Here is a 19,770-nt window from a genome sequence, read left to right on the forward strand (position 1 = left end):
TAAGAGTGTGCTTCAAGGATGGCGGGATATATAGCTCCGACATTCTTTTCATTGAACTCCGCGGCAGGGAAAAACCGGCTGTGGTTCCCACCGAGGCACGGGGAGGGAGCGAGTTTTTTGCTGACCTCTGTGGGAGAGGACTGTTCCCGCTGGATGTTATGCGCTCTGCAATTCGGGAAACTGGTGGCAAGACGCATTGTTGGCCGCAAAAGTAGCGACCGCCTCCCACCCGATATCGCATGAAAAAGGAGTGTTATGGAATACCGTTATCCGAAGTGGTTACCCTATACGCTGCTGGCGTTTTTCGCTGTCCTTGCGGGCGCGGGTCTTTTCGCCCTTGGAACGATCCCATCAACACCTTCATGCATGCGGGGCGAGATCGCTTTTGGGATAGCCTGGATGCTCCTCCTTGCACTTCTACTAATCGGCTACTTTTATCTCCGCAGCTACTGTATTTCGGTGAACGGCGACGCGGTGATGATCAAGGGTTCTCTTCATACGAGGACAATCGCAATTTCGTCGATAGCACAGATCGTGACAGTCAGTACGCCACGTGGAGGTACAGATTCCTGGCTCTTAAGCGAGCACAATAAGGTGCTGGCTAAACTTGACGGCTCGCTGGATGGCTTCGACTCTCTGCTCTATGACCTTGAGCAGCACGGACGCCCGTATCAGACCACGGTGTTCAGACGGGGATCGTCAGGGTCCTGGGAATGGCGGATCGCCGGCGATACGCATTGGGTATCTAGCAATGGACCAAGCCTATTTCGCAAAAATGATCAACGAATACGCATCATTTTGCTCGTCGGTTTTTCTTTGATGACGATCATGGCTGGCATTGCATGGTGGCTTAACCAAGGCGGTTTTGATGCGTTACTGTAAGGTCCACTCCCCATAGCTGACATGCGGTGGGCGATAAGCGACGATGCCCGCTTCCGTAACCTGGAGCGGACCTTTCGTTACGAAGCATTTAGGTGGAATTGATGAGCGAAGTCATAACAGTGTCTGCAAGACGTACCTTCAAGCGAAGCTTCGTCGTTGCAGTGCAGCTCTGGTTTGGTGCGCCTTCCGGATACGCTGCCACAATTGGCTTGGCAGCATTGATGGCATATCTCTTCTATGACGGTCGCTCACCATGGATGACCGGCATTACCGGCATAGCGTGGGTCGCCCTAATGATCCCGTTTGTTCTTGCCATGCAAGCGTGGAAGATCACGCGTTGGTATCACGCTTTGGGGCAGCCAATCCTTAGCTTTGATGCCGAAAGTGCGACTTTGAGAAGTGGCGACATTGTGACCCGAATTCCGTGGTCCGGAGTAAAGCGCATCAAACTCACTGGCAAGACCTGTTTTATATACATAACACCCCGTTTGGCGTGGTATTTCGCGCGGGACGAAGCCAACAGGCAGGACGAGAAGGGCATATTGAATTTCGCTCAGAGAGCAAACGTGCAACTGGTTGGAAAGGATACTGAATAGCGTCCGCGTTCGACCTGAAGCGGACGTCTTAGCCTCACCAGACCAAGCCTAACTAGCCCGTTCCGTGGAAAAATGCCCATGAGCGGCATCGTGTCGCGTCGTAGTAAGCGCCCAGCTACCCGTAATAGAATGTCCCGCACTGCGGTTTCGCCGCTGCTTTAGGGATTTATCGTGCTCCGTGCGAAGGGCCCACAACGGTACGTGGCATGGCTGGCGATGCTGGCCATGGCGCTTATTGTGGTCGTGCCGCTCGTTACCCGGCTGATACCGGGTGCCCAGACCATGGGCGCCGACGATGCGTCCTGCCCCTACCATTCGGCCGCAGATTCCGCCCATTCGCGCTCGCCGCACATGCCTGCCCACCCGATGGAGTGGTGCGGCTACTGTTGCCTGCTGCACCATAATCCGTTGCTTGGCTCAGAAACGGTGGTTCATTGGGTCGCCGTGGTGCTGCCCGCCGTCATTCCGGCTCCGCATGCGGCATTAGACGCTCCCCACCTTTTGCGGCTCAGCGCCGATCCTCGCGGGCCGCCGGTCGAATTGAGCTAAAACGGCCTTAACCCCGCCGCGGCCGCATCGCGGTCGTTAGCGCCGTACCCGCCTATCCATTCGCCTCAGCCGCAATCGGCCAGGATTGCGTCAGTTTGGCGTAAGGATTCGACTGCCACCACTCATCGGTGATCGACCTTGCGTCGATCCCGATCCATGGATCAATCAAGCGTGCCCTACTCAAACACTATCCAAGACGCTCCCGCCGGCGCCCAGCGGCGGCGTCGGCAATATCCCTATTTGCCCACGAAGTTGATCGTTTCGCACACAGCATGCGTGGCTTTATTGCTGCTTCCGCTGGGAGCGCAGGCATGCGCAACCTGCGGCTGCACGCTGAGCACCGATGCCGCAACGGGCTATTCCACCGCATCAGGCTGGCGCGTGAACGTGGACTACACCTTCATCGACCAGAACCAGTTGCGGCACGCAAGCAGCACCGCTACGCCCGAACAAGTCGTCAATCAGCCCTCCGCCCCTTCATTGGGAGGCGGCGAAATTGAACGGGGTACGATCAACCGTTACATCAATGTCTCGGCAACTTATCGATTCAATGCAGACTGGGGCGTCACTTTCCTGCTGCCTTATGTCATTCGCGACCACTCCACCTACGGCACGCAGCTGGCGCCGTACACACCCAGCGAGAGCGCACCGAATCAGATCAGCGATGCACACGTGTCGGGAGTCGGCGACGGCAAGATCATCGCCAGCTACCAGGGATTTCTGCCGACCCACAACCTGGGTATACAATTGGGCGTCAAGCTGCCCACCGGCGATTACGGTGGCCAAGACATCAACGGAAACCTGGTGGGTCACCCGGTGACGTTCAAAACAGGCCCCGGTCTTGGCCAGTCTCTGGACACCAGCCTGCAGGCCGGCACGGGCAGCACCGATCTGATCATCGGCGGCTATTATTTCCAGCCGGTCAGCCAGAATTTCGATGCTTTCGTGAATGGTCAATTCCAGGCGGCGGTGAAAGAAAACCTGGACCAGCCCGGTGCCGATTTCCGCCCCGGCAACACCACGACCATCAGTTTTGGCGTGCGCTATGAGAAGCATGCCAACTGGGTGCCGCAGTTGCAGATCAATTGGCTGCACAAGATGGCCGACCAGGGTTTCTTGTCCGATCACCCGGATACCGAAGGCGAAGTGGCTTACCTGAGTCCGGGCATCAGTGGCAGCCTGAGTAAAAATTTACAGCTGTATGCCTTTGTGCAGGTGCCCGTTTACAGCCATTTACAAGGCTACCAGCTGTTTCCCGGATGGACCGGTACGGTTGGCTTGAGCATGAAACTATGACGGCAACAGCCGGTCGGATGTTCTGATTTACCTATAACCAAACCAAGCACAGGCAATGTTTAACGGCATTCACTCTCTACGGCACCGAATCACGCTTGCGATCGCGCTTGCGATCGTGATGTGCCCGTTGCATGCCAACAGTCTTGCGGTGGGGAAACCTGCGCCGATGATCACTTTGAATACGCTCGACGGCCAGCATGTTTCACTGGCGGACCTGCATGGCAAGGTAGTGATCGTCACGTTCTGGGCGACCTGGTGCGGCCCCTGCCGCGAAGAATTGCCGCTGCTGTCACACTTTGCCAGCAAGCATGCCAAGGATGGCCTGGTGGTACTTGGTTTCAGCCTGGACAGCCCGGATGATTTGAAGCAGGTGCAATCGGTTGCCGATACACTGAGCTTCAAAGTCGGCCTTCTCGGCGACCCCCACGTTCCCGGCTATGGGCGCATCTGGCGCTTGCCGGTCAGCTTTACGGTGGACCGCAACGGATTGCTCGTCGACAATGGCTGGGAGGATAAAAACCCCGCCTGGACCCAGGCGCGGCTACAGAGCCTGGTGCTGCCGCTGTTGCGCTCATCGCCATGATTATCCCAGTACCACGATGCGCTCCGTTCTTGGCGGCGGCTGCCCATAGGAAATCGATATGAAAACAAACATCAAAGCTGGATCAGAAGACCACAAGGCGCTTTTCTGCAAGCAGTTCATCGATACGTATCAGGATTACGATCCCAGTACGCTGCCCTGGCCGGAACTCAGCGATAAGGACTTGGAACGGCTGCGCGGCGTGCCCTTCTGGCAGGAGGTGTACCACACCGAGCGCCGCGCCGGCGCGATCGTGGATGCGTTCACCCCGCACGTGGCCGATCCGGTCGTGCGTGAAGCGATCGCCTTGCAGGGGTTCGAGGAACGCCGGCACGCGGACCTGATCCGCGTGATGATCGAGCGCTACGGCATCGATGCGACCGCCCAGCCGCTGGAAGACCTGCCGGCCGATCTGGAAACAGCCTTCATCGACTTCGGTTTCGGCGAGTGCCTGGATTCGTTTCTTGGATTCGGCGCGTTCAAGACCGCTCGCCAATCCGAATTCCTGCCGGACAAGCTGTTCGACATCTTCGATACGCTGATGTTCGAAGAAACACGGCATATCGTGTTTTTCATCAACTACATGGCCTGGCGCGAGCGACAGCGCGGACTCGGGCCGATTCGTCGCGCGGTGAAGTCGCTGCGTTTCTACGGACGCGCCGGCGGCCGGCTGGTGGGCATGGTCAAGCGCGGCCAGGAACCCAACGACGGCAAGGATTTTGCCGTCACTCAAACCAGCATGTTCCTGGAGGGGTTCTCGTTTACGCGATTCGTCGAAGATTGCTATCGCGAGAACGCACGCCGCATGAGCGCATTCGATCCGGAGCTGATGCAGCCGCGCTTGCTGCCGTCCATCGCCGGCATGGCGCTGCGCGGCATGAAGGCATGGGATGCCGCGCGTCCCTGGCGCAAATCCAAGCCCAAGGAAGCGCAACGCGAGGCGGCCTGATCCAGGCCAGTCACGCGCAAGAGGCGTACCCATGGAAACCTTATGGATGCTAAGCATGCTCGGCAGCCTGGTTCCACCACTGCTGGCCTTGCCAATAGTGTGGCGCGTTCCTAAAGCCGGGCGCATGCGCCCGGCTGCATAACGAGCAAGATGATGTCTGAAGAAAACCATGCATGCGTAGCCCCGCGCCACGGTGAATGCGGCTCGCATCGAGTCACGGCGCCATGGGTACGGCACGTCCTGGCAATGGTGCTGTTGACGGGGGCGGCGCTCTCATCCAGCTTCGCACGGGCAGCCGACAGCGAACGCTGGGTGGCCGCCTGGACCACGTCGCTGCAGGCGATCCCGCAACTCAGCCATCCACCGCCGTTGTATCGGGCACCGGATGTCAGTGGCCGCACGCTGCGGCAGATTGTTTATCCGACGCTCGACGGCAACATGCTGCGCATCCGTATCAGCAACCGTTATGCGCGCGAACCACTGCGCATCCTGGCCGTAAAAATCGCAGCTTCCGCACGAGGCACTGCCGCCACGGACGGGGAAAGTGTGGCGGTAACGTTTGCAGGCGCCTCACGTGCCACCCTTGCTCCCGATGCGGATATCGAAAGCGATGCGGTGCACTTGCCCGTACATCGCGGGAAGCCGTACGCAGTGAGCATCTACCTGGGGCAAGGACAACATCTGCAGGCGTGGCATCGTGTGGCCAGTCAGTTCAACTATCTTTCCTCGCCAGGCGATCACACACAGGACAGTTCGGCGGCCGCGTTCCGTTCGCGCATCACGCAATGGGCATGGCTTGCTACCGTCTCGGTCGCTTCGCCTTCGGCCAGAAGTATTCTTGCAATCGGTGACTCCATCACCGACGGCATGGCCTCCAGTCTCGGCATGAACCATCGCTGGCCCGACGATCTGGCGCGCCGCGTAGCGAAGGAAGGGTACGGTCCGGTCGCCGTATTGAATGCCGGGATCAGCGGCAATCGCCTACTGTCCGATTCGCCATGTTATGGGGAAAGCCTCTCCTCCCGATTCGAGCGGACCTTGGCGGACACCCCTGGCGTGCAGTCGGTCGTTGTCCTGATCGGCATCAACGACATCAACTTCGCCCACATGCCGCCCCGCCGGGTCCTGGATTGTGACGCACCGCATACGTTGGTGAGCGTGTCGAGCCTTATCGCCGGCTATCAGGCACTGGCGGCCACGGCGCATCGACACCATGTGCGGTTGTTTATCGGCACCTTGACCCCTGCAAGCCTGCCTGCGGAGCGGGAGGCCATTCGTGCCGGCGTGAATCGCTGGATTCGCGCAGGCAGAGGTTTCGACGGGGTGATCGATTTCGACGCTGCGTTGCGCGATCCCGCGCAACCGCAGCGCCTGCGTACCGTCTACGACAGCGGCGACCATATCCATCCTAGCGATGCAGGATATGCCGCGATGGCGCAAGCAGTGCCATGGCGTACCGTGCTGGAGGCATCGCCGCGATGACCATGCCCAAGCACGTTGATCCATCTTTCCATGCGTAATTCTATGCCGATGCCATACCTCCACCGCGTGGCCTGCTACACCCTGGGATGCGTGTTCGCCCTGATCGGCCTGCGCGCCCGGGCCACAGACCAGGTGATCGTGCTCGACTCGGCCCAAGCCCAAATCACCTTGATCGATCCGGTCACGCACAAGGTCACCGGCGTCATCCCGGCCGGCAAAGAGCCGCACCACTTGATGATTACGCCCGACCACCGTTCGCTGATCATCGCCAACTCGGTTTCCAATAGCCTGCTGTTCGTCGATCCGCACACCGGGCAAATTCAACACACGCTCGAAGGCGTGGAAGATCCTTACCAGCTTGCCTTTTCACCCGACCATAAGTGGTTCGTCACGGCAGCGCTGCGCCTTAACCGGGTGGACATCTATCACTACGACGGCAAGAACTTCACCATCGCCAAGCGTATTCCGCTTGCCGATATCCCCAGCCATCTCAATTTTTCTCCGGATGGACAGTTGGTATTCGTTACCCTGCAGGGTTCTGGCGAACTGGCCGCAATCAACCTCGCCACCCAGACACTGGCCTGGCGCATGCCTGTCGGCCGGGCGCCCGCTGGCATCTGGGTGGTTCCCGACAGCAACGACCTGCTGATAGGCATGACCGGCGAAGACGACGTGGCCGTTGTCGACTGGAGCAAACGCCAGGTGATCAAGCGCATTCCCACCGGTCGTGGCGCGCACAACTTCCGCTCGCTGGACGATGGCGTACACGTGGCGGTGAGCAACCGTGTCGCCGATACCATCAGCCTTATCGACTACCGCACGCTTACCCGGTCGTCCGATATCACGGGGCTGCTGCCCGGCCCGGACGATATGGAACTGAGCGCCGACCGTAAATACTTGTGGGTCACCTTTCGCTTTGCCCGCCATGTCGGTGTGATCGACATGACCACCGGCAAGCTGATCGACACGATCGCCGTTGGGCGCTCGCCACACGGGATCTATTTTTTCGACCGTGCCCCCGTAATCAGTCCAAATCCGGATTGACCCGTGGAAAAGGTACAAGCGCGATGATTCCGGACATCTTGCAGGGCGTTCTTAACGGCATCGGCTCGGTGCAAACGATGCTGTTTACCGATGTCGTACAGCCGGCCCTGTACCACTTCGGCTTCATGGACTACGACGAAGACGCCTACGATGCCATTTATTGGGTACTGGTCGGTGCGTTGCAGATCCTGTTTATGTACGCACTGCTCCGCCCGCTGGAAGCGTGGCGACCGGCGGAGCCCTGGAGCGACCGCAAAGCAACGCGGGTGGATATCCTGTACACCTGGATCACCAAACTGGGCCTGTTCAATCTCGTCTTCTTTGTGCTGCTGCAACCGGCCTTCGACCGCCTGCAAAGCAGCATGGTCCTGCATGGCATCCCCACGATCGAACTGGACGCCATGTGGCCGGGACTTACCGACAGGCCGCTCGTGTCGTTCTTCCTTTACCTGATAGTGCTCGACTTCGCCGGCTACTGGTATCACCGCTGGCAGCACCGCTTCGGCGTGTGGTGGGAATTGCACGCCGTACATCACAGCCAGCGGCAGATGTCGCTGTGGACGGACGACCGCAACCATGCGCTCGACACCCTGATCCAGTCGGCCTTTTTCGCCGCCCTCGCTTTGCTGATCGGCGTGGAGCCTTCGCAATATGTGTGGCTGGTTGCATTCAGCAACCTCCTGCAAAGCGTGCAGCACATCAACGCACATCTGCCGTTTCGTTTCGGCTTGCGCCGGCTGCTGGTGAGCCCCGCCTTCCACCGCCGCCACCACGCCATCGGCTATGGACATGAAGGCACGCACTACGGCTGCAACTTCGGCGTGCTCTTTCCATGGTGGGACATGCTATTCAAAACCGCGTCCTGGAATGAAGCACCCGAATCGACAGGCATACGCGACCAGCTTCAGGCACCGGCAGGCACGCAGCGCTGCTATGGGGAGGGTTGGTGGAGCCAGCAGTACCTGGCCTTCATGCGCATTGCACAAAGAATGGGCCATTTAGGCCGCGGCAATGTCGTAAAAAATTAGGCCGCAATATCCTCCCGAGCGCGGCGCGATAACGCTCAAGCAACCGCCCCCGTTACGCTACGCACCCCTTACAACGTCCGATGTTCCATGTTCACTCTGCAAAAAGATCGCATGCTCAGCGGCGATGTCGACGACGAATGCGCAATTAACGCGATACCCGCAAAACGGCCAAGACCAACCCGCGCATAGAGCCACTCTTGGCTTGCGCACCGTTAACCGGCCAGGGTCCCGGGTGCAACCCGGCTCGCACGAAGCGCCGTGCCGAACACGGCACTGACGGAAAACACGGTGAAAGGCCACCTGATGCCTGGTCGCGCCCGCCTTAAGTCCATGGTTCATGGCTTGATCGGAACATCACATGAAAAGCATGACACCTCCTGCTTAAACCAGGCCATGATCAATGCATAGCAGATGGATGAACAGGCAAAAAGGACAAGCGCGAGGGTACTCCGACGCCTGCATTTGCCACCGACGCATTTGTCAGCCGAGTCGTCGCGCGCGGCCTGTCTGCCCCGCTTCGCCATTCGCTGCCCGCCGGCTTTGCCGCGCGGGTGGCCGACCGCGCACGTCAGCAAACGCCCCACCGGGAGTGAGATGGACTGCTAGCGACTGTCTGCGTTTTTCTCGCCCTTACATCCACGCTCCTGTGCGGACGATAGAAACCAGCTTTCCGCAGATCTCTCGATCGAAGGGCACCGCTTGGCCGCAGGGAACATATAGTCAACTGCATCCTTCGGATACAAATGAACATAGAAGCGCGCGACTGTACGTGTCTAATCAGCTAATGGGCGTAGGCGGCCCAGGCTCGGGTCCCGATACCTGATGTCATGCCCGAAGGCATGACACCGAGGCCTACACCATCAGCGCGCGAGCGACCCCGTGCACTGATCGTTGTCGCAAACAAAATCCACTTCGGACGACCTGCTTGCAAAGAGCGGAACGCCCAGCACTTGGGCGACGGTCTTGCCGTTCTTCTCCAGCGACACCAGGTAGGTTCCGGGCAACAGCGAGTGGAGACTGTAGCGACCTTTGTCGTTGGGAGCCCCCTTGCGGGTAATGCCGTTGTCGCTGTGCACCGTAATGGTGCTGTCAGCGGGCGCCTTACCCATGATGCTGGAGCTGGTTGACTGCGCGTATGCAGCGTGAAATGTGAAGGCACCGAATGCACCACAGGCTATGGCCGTCATGAGCTTGAGCGCGTGGCGGCGGCTTTGATGCCGATACGCAACGGTTGCGTTTTTTTGCATGGTCTTCATGTGGGTACTCGTGGGTTGGGGGCACGACAAACCGTTCAACCGCTTGCGCAGCAGTCGGCTTGCGATCGATGTCCATGGCATCGCGGCAGTGGGGTGGCTGCCGGGTTACACATCTTCCTTGTTGGTGAAACGTCCGTTCCTGTGACGCGTTGATCCACACCAGATCGCTTGAATCGACGTGTTGGATGATCCATGACGACGGTGGGTTTAAATTTACCGAGCAGGCTTGCGACCGGCATGTGAAGGTCGTAATGCTTTTTGCATGACGTAAGCCATGGTGCCAAGGCGCTTGATCGCACGCGCGGCCGCATCCTTGCAATGCCTTTCGCGCGCGTTTGCGCATGTCTCCATGACACGACTATCGGTTCAGGATGCGTTGCGCATTCCAACAGCGTAGAGGATATCGTCAAGCACGCGCTCGACGGACTTGAAGCGAGCCAGGACAAGGTGCTGACCGACCAGCGCGCCATGCACGTGAAGCAAGGCCTGGCGGCAATCGGACTCAGCTATTTGCCGCAGGTTTCCTGAAGCCCGCCTCTACGCGAACACGTCACATTTTGCACGCGCTTCTCGCTGGAACCGACTGAACTTGCGGGGGAAAGCAACTCGTGCACCGCACCACGGCATGGTGGCCCAGCACTGTCCCGGAACCTTCATACAAGGGTGGTTCAATGCCGCGTATGCCACAGGCGGCGCGGTCAGCGCGGCCTGCGGCTGGCTGCAAGGGGGAATCCGCAGAAATGGGTGCTGTACCAACCCTGTGTCGTCGTACCCACTCCAGGAGCTTTCACATGTTTAGTCTTCGCAGTTTCCGCAAGGCGCTGCTGCCTGCGTCGATCGCTTGCATGGCATGCGCGTTCGCCGCCTATGCCCAGCCCGACACCGCTTCGAGCCAGAGCGCCGATAACGTTCAGTATTCCCCTTGGCATGGACATGGGCGTTCGCCGCAAGACGAATTGCCCACCGCCACGCCCATCAAGCACCTGGTGGTGATCTTCGACGAGAACCGCTCGTTCGATCATTACTTTGGTACCTATCCGGTGGCGGCCAACCCGCCCGGCGAGCCTCAATTCAAGGCGCGGCCCTTCACGCCGCAGGTGGAGGGACTCACCCCGGCGCTGCTCAATGACAACCCGAACAAGCTCAACCCGATCAACGGCGCCAATGCGGTAAACCCGTTCCGCCTGGATCGCACGCAGGCCAACACCGAAGGCCAGAACCACAGCTACACGCCTGAACAGCTTGCCTACGACAACGGCGCTGCCGACCGCTTCCCCGCCTACACCGGCAATAACACCGTGACCACCACCGGCGCCTTCGGTACGCACGGCCTGGTGATGGGTTACTTCGACGGCAACACGGTGACGGCGATGTGGAACTACGCGCAGAACTTCGCCATGGACGACAACAGCTACACCGACACCTACGGCCCCTCGACGCCCGGCGCGATTGCCGTGGTCTCGGGAACCAACAACGGTGCCAAGGTGGTGCTGGGCTCCGCTTCCACCATTCCCGATACCCAGGGCGGCCTCACCCTCATCGGCGACACGGATCCGGCCTATGACACGTGCTCGTCCAAGACCAGCACGGTGGAGATGACGTCCAAGAACATCGGCGACCTGCTCAACGCCCATCACATCACCTGGGGCGGCTTCATGGGCGGCTTCGATCTCACTGCCACCAATGAAAACGGCACCACCAATTGCCAGCGCAGCACCTACTCCAGCGTGCTCAATGCCACCGAAACCGACTACGTGCCGCATCACAACTGGTTCCAGTATTACGCCTCCACCTCCAACCCCGCGCACACCCGGCCGACATCGGTCGCCCAGATCGGCTACACCGACTCGCAGGACAGCGGCGCCACCCCGGTGCACCACGAATACGACGTCAACGACTTCTTCAAGGCCGTCTCCGAGGGCAACTTCCCGTCGGTGAGCTACATCAAGCCGCCGGCCGTCGGCGATGCACATCCGGGTAACTCCGATCCGCTGGACGAACAGTCCTTCGTGGTGAAGGTGCTCAACTTCCTGCAGAAGCAGCCCGATTGGGATAGCACCGCCGTCATCATCACCTACGACGACTCCGACGGCTGGTACGACCATCGCTACGCCGCGCCCACCACCTCGTCCTTCGATGCCACCAGCACGGAAGGCTCGGTCACCGGTGCCGACCAGCTCAACGCCCCGGGCGTTTGCAATGCTGCTCATGCCAAGCAGGGCGTAGGTGTGAACGGCGGCGCCGTCAACGGCCGCTGCGGCCCGGGTACGCGCATACCCTTCCTGGTGATCTCGCCCTACGCACGCGTCAACTATGTGGACGACACGCAGATCACGCAGGCCTCGGTGGTTCGCTTCATCGAAGACAACTGGCTGCATGGCGAACGCCTCGGCGATGGCTCCAACGATGCCAACACCGGCAGCATCATGGGCATGTTCGACTTCAGCCGCGCACCGTTCGAACAAGCGCCCAAGTTGTTCCTGGACCCCAGCACCGGCACCCCGGTGGACAAGCATCGTCCCTGGAACTTCTAAGCGCCGGCCGCGCTGCCGGATCATGATCTGATCCGGCAGCGCCCCAAGCGGATAACGTCCATCACGGCTCCGCGATGCATCGCGGGGCTGTGATGTTTTCCAGGCCGTATCGCACGCCATCACGTCATTGCCTTGGACATGCCATTGAGATTCCAATCGTCTCCCGCTCGCGCATCGATGCCGCGCGAGCCGTTTCGCTGGCTTCCCCTATTGCTTGGCGCCGCTTGCGCACTCAGCTGCCTGACCGGCTATGCCTTTCTCGACCAGGCGGCGACAGCACAGGACGCCACCGGCCCTGACAGCGGCATCAACCCGCATCCGGTACATCTGCGCTTGCCGCAAACACAACCGCTGAGCGCGGTGGCGCAGCTTGGCAAGTCGCTGTTCTTCGATCCGATGCTGTCCGGCTCGGGCAAGCAATCGTGCGCGTCGTGCCATAGCCCCGACTACGGTTACAACCCGCCCAACGCGCTCACCGTGCAACCGGGCGGCGTGAATCTGCACAAGGCGGGTTATCGCCCTCCGCTATCGCTTGGCTATCTGTATCGGCAACGACCTTTCAATATCGGGCCCGATACCGGCAACGACGAGGTGGCACCCAACCTCAACGCATTGGCCGCCTCCGCGCGCAACGATCCGCGTGCGCGCAAGCAAGCCGGCGTAACGCCAGCCGTTCCCGCGATGGTGGCGCAGGGCGGCTTGTTCTGGGACGGCCGCGCGGACTCGCTGCAACGGCAGGCGTATTTGCCGCTGCTCAATCCCGTGGAAATGGCCAACACCAGCATGGACGAGGTGGTCGACAAACTGTTGCGTAGCCGCTACCGCCAAACCTTTACCATGTTGTTCGGGCCCGGCATCGTCAACGATCGTGGGCAGCTTATCGATGAAGCGATGTTCGCCATCGGCCGCTTTCAGATCGAAGACCCCTCCTTCCACCCCTTCACCAGCAAGTACGATGCGTGGCTGCAAGGACAGGCACACCTGACCCCGGCGGAAATGCGCGGCCTGCGCCTGTTCAACGATCCGCGCAAAGGCAACTGCGCCGGCTGCCATCTTAGCCAGCCCACGCGCGACGGCCTGCCGCCGCTGTTCACCGACACCCAATACGAAGCGCTGGGCGTACCGCGCAACACAACGCTGGCGGTTAACCGCGACCCGCACTTCTACGATCTGGGTATCTGCGGGCCGCTTCGAAAGGATCTGGCCAAGCAGACGCAATATTGCGGCATGTTTCTCACGCCGACGCTGCGCAACGTGGACAGGCGCGCGGTATTTTTCCACAACGGCGTGTATCACTCGTTGACGCAGGTGTTGGATTTCTACAACCTGCGCAACGTCGCGCCGGAGAAAGTCTACCCGCGCGGCGCCAACGGCAAGCCCGATATCTACAACGACATGCCGGCCGCCTACCGCGCCAACATCGACAACACCGACGCCCCCTTCGACCGCCGCCCCGGCGATCCGCCCCCGCTCACCGCGCAAGACATCCAGGACATCATCGCGTTCCTGCATACGCTTGATGATGGTTATTCGACGCAGGCGTCGGATGAGCGAAAGCTCAAGAGGTAAAATGAAGTCTCCTGTCTCCCTGTGAAAGGATAGCTTCGCGGCCGGTCACCCGCGAAGCTCGCAGCTCCGGCAAAAGGCGTTGAAGAAGCTCGCGCAAAACGCTGAGCGAGATCTTCGGCCAATGCGTGATTCAAGCGGCGCCCATCCGGCTCTTGTACGATTTCGCGAGAACGCGCCGGGCATTTTCCGGCGACGTGCGGCAATCACGACAACGGCGGCGGGAGCATCCGGATGGCTAAACGGAAATCGGCATGGGTCGCTTGGCCAGGTGAGCCGTTGCCGCGCGCCTTCTACGATCGGCCCGCCACCGCCGTGGCGCCGCAACTGCTCAACAAGATCCTGGCGGCGGCCGACGGCCGCGCCGGGCGCATCGTGGAAGTGGAAGCTTATGCCGGCGCGATCGATCCGGCAGCGCATACCTATCGCGGCAAAACGCAACGCAACGCGGTAATGTTCGGACCGCCCGGGCATATGTATGTGCACTTCACCTACGGCCTGCACTGGTGCTGCAACTGTGTGAGCGGCCCCGAAGGCGCCGGATGCGGCATGCTCATCCGCGCGCTGCAACCGCTACACGGGCTAGAACAGATGCGCGCAGCACGCCCGCGCGCGGCGAGTGATCGCGATCTTTGCCGTGGCCCAGCCCGGCTGGCACAGGCGATGGGCATCACCGGCGTTCATAACGGCCTGGACCTTGCCGGCGCCAGCGATCGCTTCACCATCGTCGATGACGGCATGGCGCCGCCTGAAAACCTGGTGGGCAGCCTGCGTATCGGCATCAGCGTCGGCAAGGATTTTCCGTGGCGCTGGAGCGTACCCGGCAGCCCTTATGTATCGGGCCCCGGCAGGCGGCGGGGCTGATCCAGGCTCCCTTTACTTGGCTCGCGGCACGAAACCGGGCATGCCCGTCTCCACCACCGCGTTCAAGCGAATATGGGTCGTGATGCCATGTTGTATTTCCTGCATGGCTTCCTGCGGCAGCAGGGCAATCTCGAAATTTTCCCTGATGTGCAACGGATGGGTCGAGGTGGTGAGAAACGCTCCGCCGCGCTGTACCGCCCACGCCAGCGCCACCTGGGCCGGCGTCTTGCCGATGCGCGTGGCGATGCCCTTGATGACCGGATCGTCGGTTATCCGTGGCTCCATGCCATGTCCCAGCGGCGCGAACGCCAGCAGCACGATGCCATGCTTCTGGCAAAACGCGAGCAGCTCCCATTCGGGCAGATAAGGATGGCTTTCGACCTGCACCACGGCGGGCTTGATGCGCGCGATCTCGACGATTTCCTTCAGCTTGTCCAACGTGATGTCCGACAACCCGATGAACCTGCAGCGTCCCTCGTCCACCAGGCTTTCCATCGCCCGCCAGGTATCGATCAAGGTCACGCCCGGATCGTAGACCGGTTCGCCGCGATCGTTCATGGGGTAGTAGTCCTCGCCAGGCTGGAACGCGAACGGCGTGTGGATCAGGTAGCAGTCCAGATAATCGAGCTGCAGGCGGCGCAAGCTTCTTTCGAAAGCGAGCCTGACTCGCTCGGGGCGATGGTTGTTGTTCCACAGCTTGCTGGTGACGAACAGTTCGTCGCGCTTGACCGTGCCCGCTTCGAACGCCTCGCGCAACGCGTCGCCCACGACCTCTTCATTGCGATAAACGTCAGCGCCATCGATATGCCGGAATCCGACTTCCAACGCGGACCGGATGGCTTTCCTGGCCGCCTCGGCATCGGCGATCAAGGTGCCGAACCCGACGGCGGGAATGGTGCTTGCGCCGTCGGCAAGCGGAATTTGCGTATGTGGCAATGACTCCAGGCGATGCATGGTCGTGACCTCTGATGGAGCGCCATCCGTGGCGGGGTTGGCCCCTTGTACGGGGCGCGGGGATGCGGGGTAAACGTGAATCGAGCGCACGTTCATGGTTTGTCACCATATGCCACGCGCTGCTGGGAAACGCCGCTGGCGTTGCCGCCCAGGGCTATGGAAAGCTGCACGGTGTCGAGGTAGCGCGCGGTATTGGCCTGGATCTGGCCAATCAGGGCGCGCTGATAGCTACGCTGCGCATCCAGCACCTGCAGCACGCCGGTTTCACCCACCTCATAACCCTGCCGGTTCAACCTCAGACTGGTGTCGGCGGCGCTCAAGGCGCGTTCCTGGGCGGCGTATTCTTCGGCATCGTGATCGACCGCCTGCAACACGTCCGCGACCTGGCCGAATGACTGGATGACAGTCTGCCGATAGTTAGCGAGCGAGGCCTTGTAGGCGTCGACCGAGGCGCGCTGGTTCGCCTTGAGCGTGCCGCCTGCGTAAAGCGGGCCGGCCAGTGCGCCCGCGACACTCCACAAAGTGCCGACGCCGGAGCCGCTCAGCGCGGACGACAGCGTCAGGTGCGGATACATGTCCGCCGTGGCCACGCCAATCGCCGCACTGGAGGCATGCAGTTCGGCTTCCGCTTCAAGGATATCGGGACGATTGCGCACCAGTTCGGATGGCAGGCTGACGGGCATCGCCTGTGGCAGCGCGAAATCGCTGAGGTTGAAGTCCGGCGCGGTCCAGTCGCCGGGGCTTTTGCCGACCAGGATCGACAGCGCATGCCGCGCCACGTCGCGCCGCTGCACCAGTGGCGGCAGCAAGGTCTGGTCTTGTGCCAGCTGCGTGTTGGCCAGCGCGACGTCCACTTGCGTGGCGCTGCCGACCCGATGCGCCGTAGTCACCAATTGCAGGTTTTTCTGGTCGTCGGCGATCAGCACATTGACCGCGTCGATCTGCGCGCGGGCTGAGGCAAGTTCGATTGCTTCGTTAGCGACGTTGCCGGTTACGGTCAGGTACGCCGCATCGAACTTGTGCCGCTGCAGTTCGGCCAGCGCCGTGCTTTCCTCGACCCGGCGCTTGTTGCCGCCGAAGATATCCAGATCAAAGCTCACTTGCGGGCCGACCGCGTAGAAATGGGTCGTCACGTTTTCCGTGCCGACATTCGCACGCTCGCGACCGCCTTGCGCGCCCATATCCACCTGCGGACGCAGCGCGCCCTGCGCGGCGGCAACGGCTTGGTCGGCCTGCGCGATGGTCGCGTCGGCCGCTTCCAGGTCGAGGTTGCCGGCAATGGCCCTTTGCATCACACCATCGAGCTTGGGTGAACCTAGCGCCAACCACCAGTCGCCCTGCATCTTTTTGCCGATGTCCACGTGCTGCACATCGGCGGACGTGTTGGCGCCGCTCAGCGCCTGCTCGGCGTGTGCATCGTAGTGCCGTGTGGCTGGTGCGGCGGGCCTTTCAAAGTTTGGCCCGACCATGCAGGCCGACAGCAACAGGGACAACGCCGTGGGGACAAGTGTCGTCCGCGCCACGCGCTTGAGCAATTTAGAGGTAATCAGTTTCATGTTGTGACTCCACAACTATCGGTTGCCGGTACGCGGCTTGCGAAGGAATAGAACAAGTGGCGTGGCGATCAGGCCAGCCATCAGCAGGACCTTGAATTGATCGATGATGCCGACCATCGCGGCCTGGCCCGTCACCAGATCGTTGAGCGAGGCCAGCGCTTGCGCCGACATCGTGTTGGCCGCTTCGCTGCCGATAAGGTACGGCCGCAGGTTCTTGGCGAGCGCCAGATGCATGCTCTGGGTGTTGTTGAAGAAATAGATCTGTACGATCGCGATGCCGATCGTGCTGCCGTACAAGCGCACGAGGTTGAAAAACGCGGTGCCTTCCGGGCGATACACCGGCTCCAGCGTGCTGAATGCCGCGCGGGTCAATGCAGGCAACAGCACGCCCAGGCCCGCGCCTTGCAGGACACCCGCCTCCACCACCGCCTGCCAATCCATCAACGGCGAGTAGCACATCATGCGCCAATTGCCGTAGATCACCAGCGCCAGGCCGCCAAGCAGAAACAACCGGTTATCCAGGCGCGGCGAGGGCTTGAAGGTCAGTATGACCGCGCCTACCAAAGCGATGCCGCGCGGAATGGTCACGTTGCCGGCGGTATGCGCCGGATAGCCGAGCAATTCCTCCAGCATCGGCGAGGTCAACGCCAGGGTGGGCAACAGGATGAAGCCGACTGCGAAGTACATCACCGTTGCCACGCTGAAGTTACGATCCTTGAACAGCGCCTTGTTGAGGAAGTGATGCTCCTTGGTCAACACGTGCACGAAGAACAGATAGAAACCGAGCGCCGCCATGATCGCATCCGCCCAGATCTCGGGCGAATCGAACCACTCCATGCGCTCGCCACGGTCGAGCATCATCTGCACGCCCATGATGCCCATGGCAAAGGTGATCAGCCCGAAGAAGTCGAACGCGGCGAGTTTTTCGGCCTTTTTTTCCTTCAGGTAAAGACTCATCGTCAACGCGATGAAAGCAGACAGCGGCAGGCTGACATAGAAGATGGAAGGCCAGCCGAGGTATTCGCTGAGCACGCCGCCGATGCCTGGGCCGCTGAGCATGCCCAGCAGCGAGGTCACGTTCCACACCATGCCGGTCCTGCCCTGGCGTTCGGCCGGCTGTCCATCAAGCAGGATCGCCAGCGAGATCGGCGCAAGCGTGCCGCTCGCGGCGCCCTGCAGGATGCGGGCGGCGACGCACTCCAGCGGCGTCTTCACCATGGCATCGAGAATCAGCGCGAGGCTGAACAAAGCGATCGAAGTCAGCAACACGTTCTTACGGCCGAATCTTCCGGCCAGCCACGCGGTCATCGGCATGACGGTCGCGCCGGAGGCGATGTAAGCGGTGAAGACCCAGCCGATCTCGTCGTCCGCCATGGACATCGTGCCTTGCATGTACAACAGCGCCGCGTTCGGGATCGAAATGTTCATCGACTGCATGAAAGTGGCGAGCAGCGCGGCGATGACCAGTAACCGGCGCGACGTAGCCTCGTTGCCGGCCGCGAGCGCGGTGTTCATGGTGCGGCTCCCGCGACAGCGCTCGCCACGGGCGTGCTCGGACGGACATCGACATGTGCTGTAACGCTCATGCCCGAATACAGCGGCCATTTCGGATCGATGTGATCGAACTCCAGCCGCACCGGCATGCGCTGCACTACTTTCACCCAGTTGCCGGTGGCGTTTTCCGGCGGCAACACCGCCAGTTGCGAGCCGGTGCCGGGGCTGATGCTGACCACGTGCGCCTTGAAAGCGTGGCCCGGATACGTATCCACATCGATGACCGCAGCCTGGCCTGGACGCATGTGCGTCATGCCGGTTTCGCGAAAGTTGGCCTCGATCCAGATATTGCGGCTGGACATCAGCGCGAACACCGTGGCGCCGCCGTTGACGAAGTCGCCCACCTGCAGATCGTCGACTTTGGTGACCACGCCCTCTTCAGGCGCCACCACCGTGGAATAGGAAAGATTGAGTTTGGCGCGATCCAGTTGCGCCTTCGCCTCGCGCACCGAGGGATGTTGATCGACATCGATATCCGGATTGCCATCCAGTTCGGCCACGGTGTTGGATACGTCTTGTTGGGCGGATGCGATGTGCTGGCGTGCGACCTGCAGATCCATCTCGGCTTGTTCATAGGCCGAGCGCGAGGTGAAATCGGTGGCAAGCAATGCCTTCTTGCGGTCGTACTCGCGCTCGTCGAAGGCAGCCGTGGCCTTGTCGGACTCCACGTCGGCCACTTGCCGGCGATAGGTCGCCTTCAACGCCTGGACCTGCAGGCGCGCGTTGTTGAGCTGCGCCTGGGCCTGTTCCACCGCAATGCGATAGGGCTCCGGATCGACCTGGAACAGCAGTTGGCCCTGGCGCACCCGCTGGTTGTCCTTCACCGCGATCCGCACCACCTGGCCGGGCACACGGGCGTTGATGGAGACCGTGGCGGCCTCCACGAAGGCGTCGTCCGTGATGACTTCGTGCGCCAGGGAGAGGTAGGCGATGCCGCCGGCCAGCGCCAGCACCAGCGGTAGCCCCGCCATCAGGGGCAGGCGCAGCTTCGACGTGATGCTCCGGCCCGGGGCCGGTCCATCGTCGATTTGATCAGATTGCGTACTCACGACATTTTCCTCAATTATTTCAGTAATTTGA

Annotated in this window: 18 protein-coding genes; 13 read left to right on the forward strand and 5 right to left on the reverse strand. The window is 60.9% G+C overall.

All coding sequences use genetic code 11. From position 1 onward, the window contains the following. The first annotated feature begins 255 nt into the window (after positions 1–255). The 9 genes from VME63_RS10500 to VME63_RS10540 all read left to right on the forward strand — a co-directional run bounded on the left by VME63_RS10500 (position 256) and on the right by VME63_RS10540 (position 8,406). Positions 256–882: a hypothetical protein gene (locus VME63_RS10500; protein WP_325433011.1), complete on the forward strand. Its 627-nt coding sequence runs from the start codon at positions 256–258 to the stop codon at positions 880–882. 101 nt (positions 883–983) lie between these two features. Beyond that, positions 984–1,478 (forward strand): hypothetical protein, encoded by a 495-nt coding sequence (locus VME63_RS10505; protein ID WP_325433013.1) that lies wholly within the window; start codon positions 984–986, stop codon positions 1,476–1,478. 171 nt (positions 1,479–1,649) lie between these two features. Next, entirely contained in the window at positions 1,650–2,027 is a 378-nt protein-coding gene (locus VME63_RS10510) for a DUF2946 domain-containing protein (protein WP_325433015.1), read from the forward strand. A 276-nt stretch (positions 2,028–2,303) separates the two neighbouring features. Beyond that, positions 2,304–3,323: a transporter gene (locus tag VME63_RS10515; protein ID WP_325433017.1), complete on the forward strand. Its 1,020-nt coding sequence runs from the start codon at positions 2,304–2,306 to the stop codon at positions 3,321–3,323. Positions 3,324–3,378: 55 nt separating this feature from the next. After that, positions 3,379–3,906 (forward strand): TlpA disulfide reductase family protein, encoded by a 528-nt coding sequence (locus VME63_RS10520; RefSeq protein ID WP_325433019.1) that lies wholly within the window; start codon positions 3,379–3,381, stop codon positions 3,904–3,906. A gap of 58 nt (positions 3,907–3,964) precedes the next feature. Then, entirely contained in the window at positions 3,965–4,852 is an 888-nt protein-coding gene (locus tag VME63_RS10525) for a ferritin-like domain-containing protein (RefSeq protein WP_325433021.1), read from the forward strand. Between the two features lie 246 nt (positions 4,853–5,098). Beyond that, positions 5,099–6,334, forward strand: coding sequence for an SGNH/GDSL hydrolase family protein (locus VME63_RS10530; protein WP_325433023.1), 1,236 nt, complete (start codon positions 5,099–5,101; stop codon positions 6,332–6,334). A gap of 48 nt (positions 6,335–6,382) precedes the next feature. Next, positions 6,383–7,378 (forward strand): beta-propeller fold lactonase family protein, encoded by a 996-nt coding sequence (locus tag VME63_RS10535; RefSeq protein WP_325433025.1) that lies wholly within the window; start codon positions 6,383–6,385, stop codon positions 7,376–7,378. Between the two features lie 23 nt (positions 7,379–7,401). Next, on the forward strand, positions 7,402–8,406 hold the full coding sequence (locus VME63_RS10540) for a sterol desaturase family protein (RefSeq protein WP_325433027.1): 1,005 nt from the start codon (positions 7,402–7,404) through the stop codon (positions 8,404–8,406). 860 nt (positions 8,407–9,266) lie between these two features. Here the strand turns inward: VME63_RS10540 and VME63_RS10545 are convergent. Continuing rightward, on the reverse strand, positions 9,267–9,662 hold the full coding sequence (locus tag VME63_RS10545; protein ID WP_325433029.1) for a carboxypeptidase-like regulatory domain-containing protein: 396 nt from the start codon (positions 9,660–9,662) through the stop codon (positions 9,267–9,269). A gap of 258 nt (positions 9,663–9,920) precedes the next feature. Between VME63_RS10545 and VME63_RS10550 the strand changes: the two genes are divergently transcribed. From VME63_RS10550 to VME63_RS10565, 4 genes are all read left to right on the forward strand, one after another. After that, positions 9,921–10,190 carry a hypothetical protein gene (locus VME63_RS10550; protein ID WP_325433031.1) on the forward strand — a complete coding sequence of 90 codons (270 nt, stop codon included), beginning with the start codon at positions 9,921–9,923 and terminating at the stop codon, positions 10,188–10,190. 263 nt (positions 10,191–10,453) lie between these two features. Further along, a complete protein-coding gene (locus VME63_RS10555) occupies positions 10,454–12,196 on the forward strand; it encodes an alkaline phosphatase family protein (RefSeq protein WP_325433033.1) in 1,743 nt (580 codons plus the stop codon). Positions 12,197–12,334: 138 nt separating this feature from the next. After that, a complete protein-coding gene (locus VME63_RS10560) occupies positions 12,335–13,765 on the forward strand; it encodes a cytochrome-c peroxidase (protein WP_325433035.1) in 1,431 nt (476 codons plus the stop codon). Between the two features lie 231 nt (positions 13,766–13,996). Further along, positions 13,997–14,626, forward strand: a complete 630-nt coding sequence (locus tag VME63_RS10565) for a DNA-3-methyladenine glycosylase (protein ID WP_325433037.1) — start codon at positions 13,997–13,999, stop codon at positions 14,624–14,626. A 12-nt stretch (positions 14,627–14,638) separates the two neighbouring features. Here the strand turns inward: VME63_RS10565 and VME63_RS10570 are convergent, their stop codons facing one another. The 4 genes from VME63_RS10570 to VME63_RS10585 form a co-directional block, all read right to left on the reverse strand. After that, positions 14,639–15,580: an aldo/keto reductase gene (locus VME63_RS10570; RefSeq protein ID WP_325433039.1), complete on the reverse strand. Its 942-nt coding sequence runs from the start codon at positions 15,578–15,580 to the stop codon at positions 14,639–14,641. Between the two features lie 92 nt (positions 15,581–15,672). After that, complete coding sequence (locus VME63_RS10575) at positions 15,673–17,136, reverse strand: efflux transporter outer membrane subunit (RefSeq protein ID WP_325433041.1); 1,464 nt, start codon at positions 17,134–17,136, stop codon at positions 15,673–15,675. A gap of 15 nt (positions 17,137–17,151) precedes the next feature. Beyond that, positions 17,152–18,651: an MFS transporter gene (locus VME63_RS10580; RefSeq protein ID WP_325433043.1), complete on the reverse strand. Its 1,500-nt coding sequence runs from the start codon at positions 18,649–18,651 to the stop codon at positions 17,152–17,154. Further along, a complete protein-coding gene (locus tag VME63_RS10585; protein ID WP_325433045.1) occupies positions 18,648–19,739 on the reverse strand; it encodes an HlyD family secretion protein in 1,092 nt (363 codons plus the stop codon). Before VME63_RS10585 ends, VME63_RS10580 begins: the two co-directional genes overlap by 4 nt. Positions 19,740–19,770 lie beyond the last annotated feature (31 nt).

It is taken from the genome of Dyella sp., from assembly GCF_035503745.1.
Taxonomy (GTDB): domain Bacteria; phylum Pseudomonadota; class Gammaproteobacteria; order Xanthomonadales; family Rhodanobacteraceae; genus Dyella_B.

Bases quoted from the DNA above. Each gene is read 5' to 3' on its own strand.
- VME63_RS10500 (WP_325433011.1), top strand. From the start codon at position 256: ATGGAATACCGTTATCCGAAGTGGTTACCCTATACGCTGCTGGCGTTT.
- VME63_RS10505 (WP_325433013.1), top strand. From the start codon at position 984: ATGAGCGAAGTCATAACAGTGTCTGCAAGACGTACCTTCAAGCGAAGC.
- VME63_RS10520 (WP_325433019.1), top strand. From the start codon at position 3,379: ATGTTTAACGGCATTCACTCTCTACGGCACCGAATCACGCTTGCGATC.
- VME63_RS10525 (WP_325433021.1), top strand. From the start codon at position 3,965: ATGAAAACAAACATCAAAGCTGGATCAGAAGACCACAAGGCGCTTTTC.
- VME63_RS10530 (WP_325433023.1), top strand. From the start codon at position 5,099: ATGGTGCTGTTGACGGGGGCGGCGCTCTCATCCAGCTTCGCACGGGCA.
- VME63_RS10535 (WP_325433025.1), top strand. From the start codon at position 6,383: ATGCCATACCTCCACCGCGTGGCCTGCTACACCCTGGGATGCGTGTTC.
- VME63_RS10540 (WP_325433027.1), top strand. From the start codon at position 7,402: ATGATTCCGGACATCTTGCAGGGCGTTCTTAACGGCATCGGCTCGGTG.
- VME63_RS10545 (WP_325433029.1), bottom strand. From the start codon at position 9,662: ATGAAGACCATGCAAAAAAACGCAACCGTTGCGTATCGGCATCAAAGC.
- VME63_RS10555 (WP_325433033.1), top strand. From the start codon at position 10,454: ATGTTTAGTCTTCGCAGTTTCCGCAAGGCGCTGCTGCCTGCGTCGATC.
- VME63_RS10560 (WP_325433035.1), top strand. From the start codon at position 12,335: ATGCCATTGAGATTCCAATCGTCTCCCGCTCGCGCATCGATGCCGCGC.
- VME63_RS10565 (WP_325433037.1), top strand. From the start codon at position 13,997: ATGGCTAAACGGAAATCGGCATGGGTCGCTTGGCCAGGTGAGCCGTTG.
- VME63_RS10570 (WP_325433039.1), bottom strand. From the start codon at position 15,580: ATGCATCGCCTGGAGTCATTGCCACATACGCAAATTCCGCTTGCCGAC.
- VME63_RS10575 (WP_325433041.1), bottom strand. From the start codon at position 17,136: ATGAAACTGATTACCTCTAAATTGCTCAAGCGCGTGGCGCGGACGACA.
- VME63_RS10580 (WP_325433043.1), bottom strand. From the start codon at position 18,651: ATGAACACCGCGCTCGCGGCCGGCAACGAGGCTACGTCGCGCCGGTTA.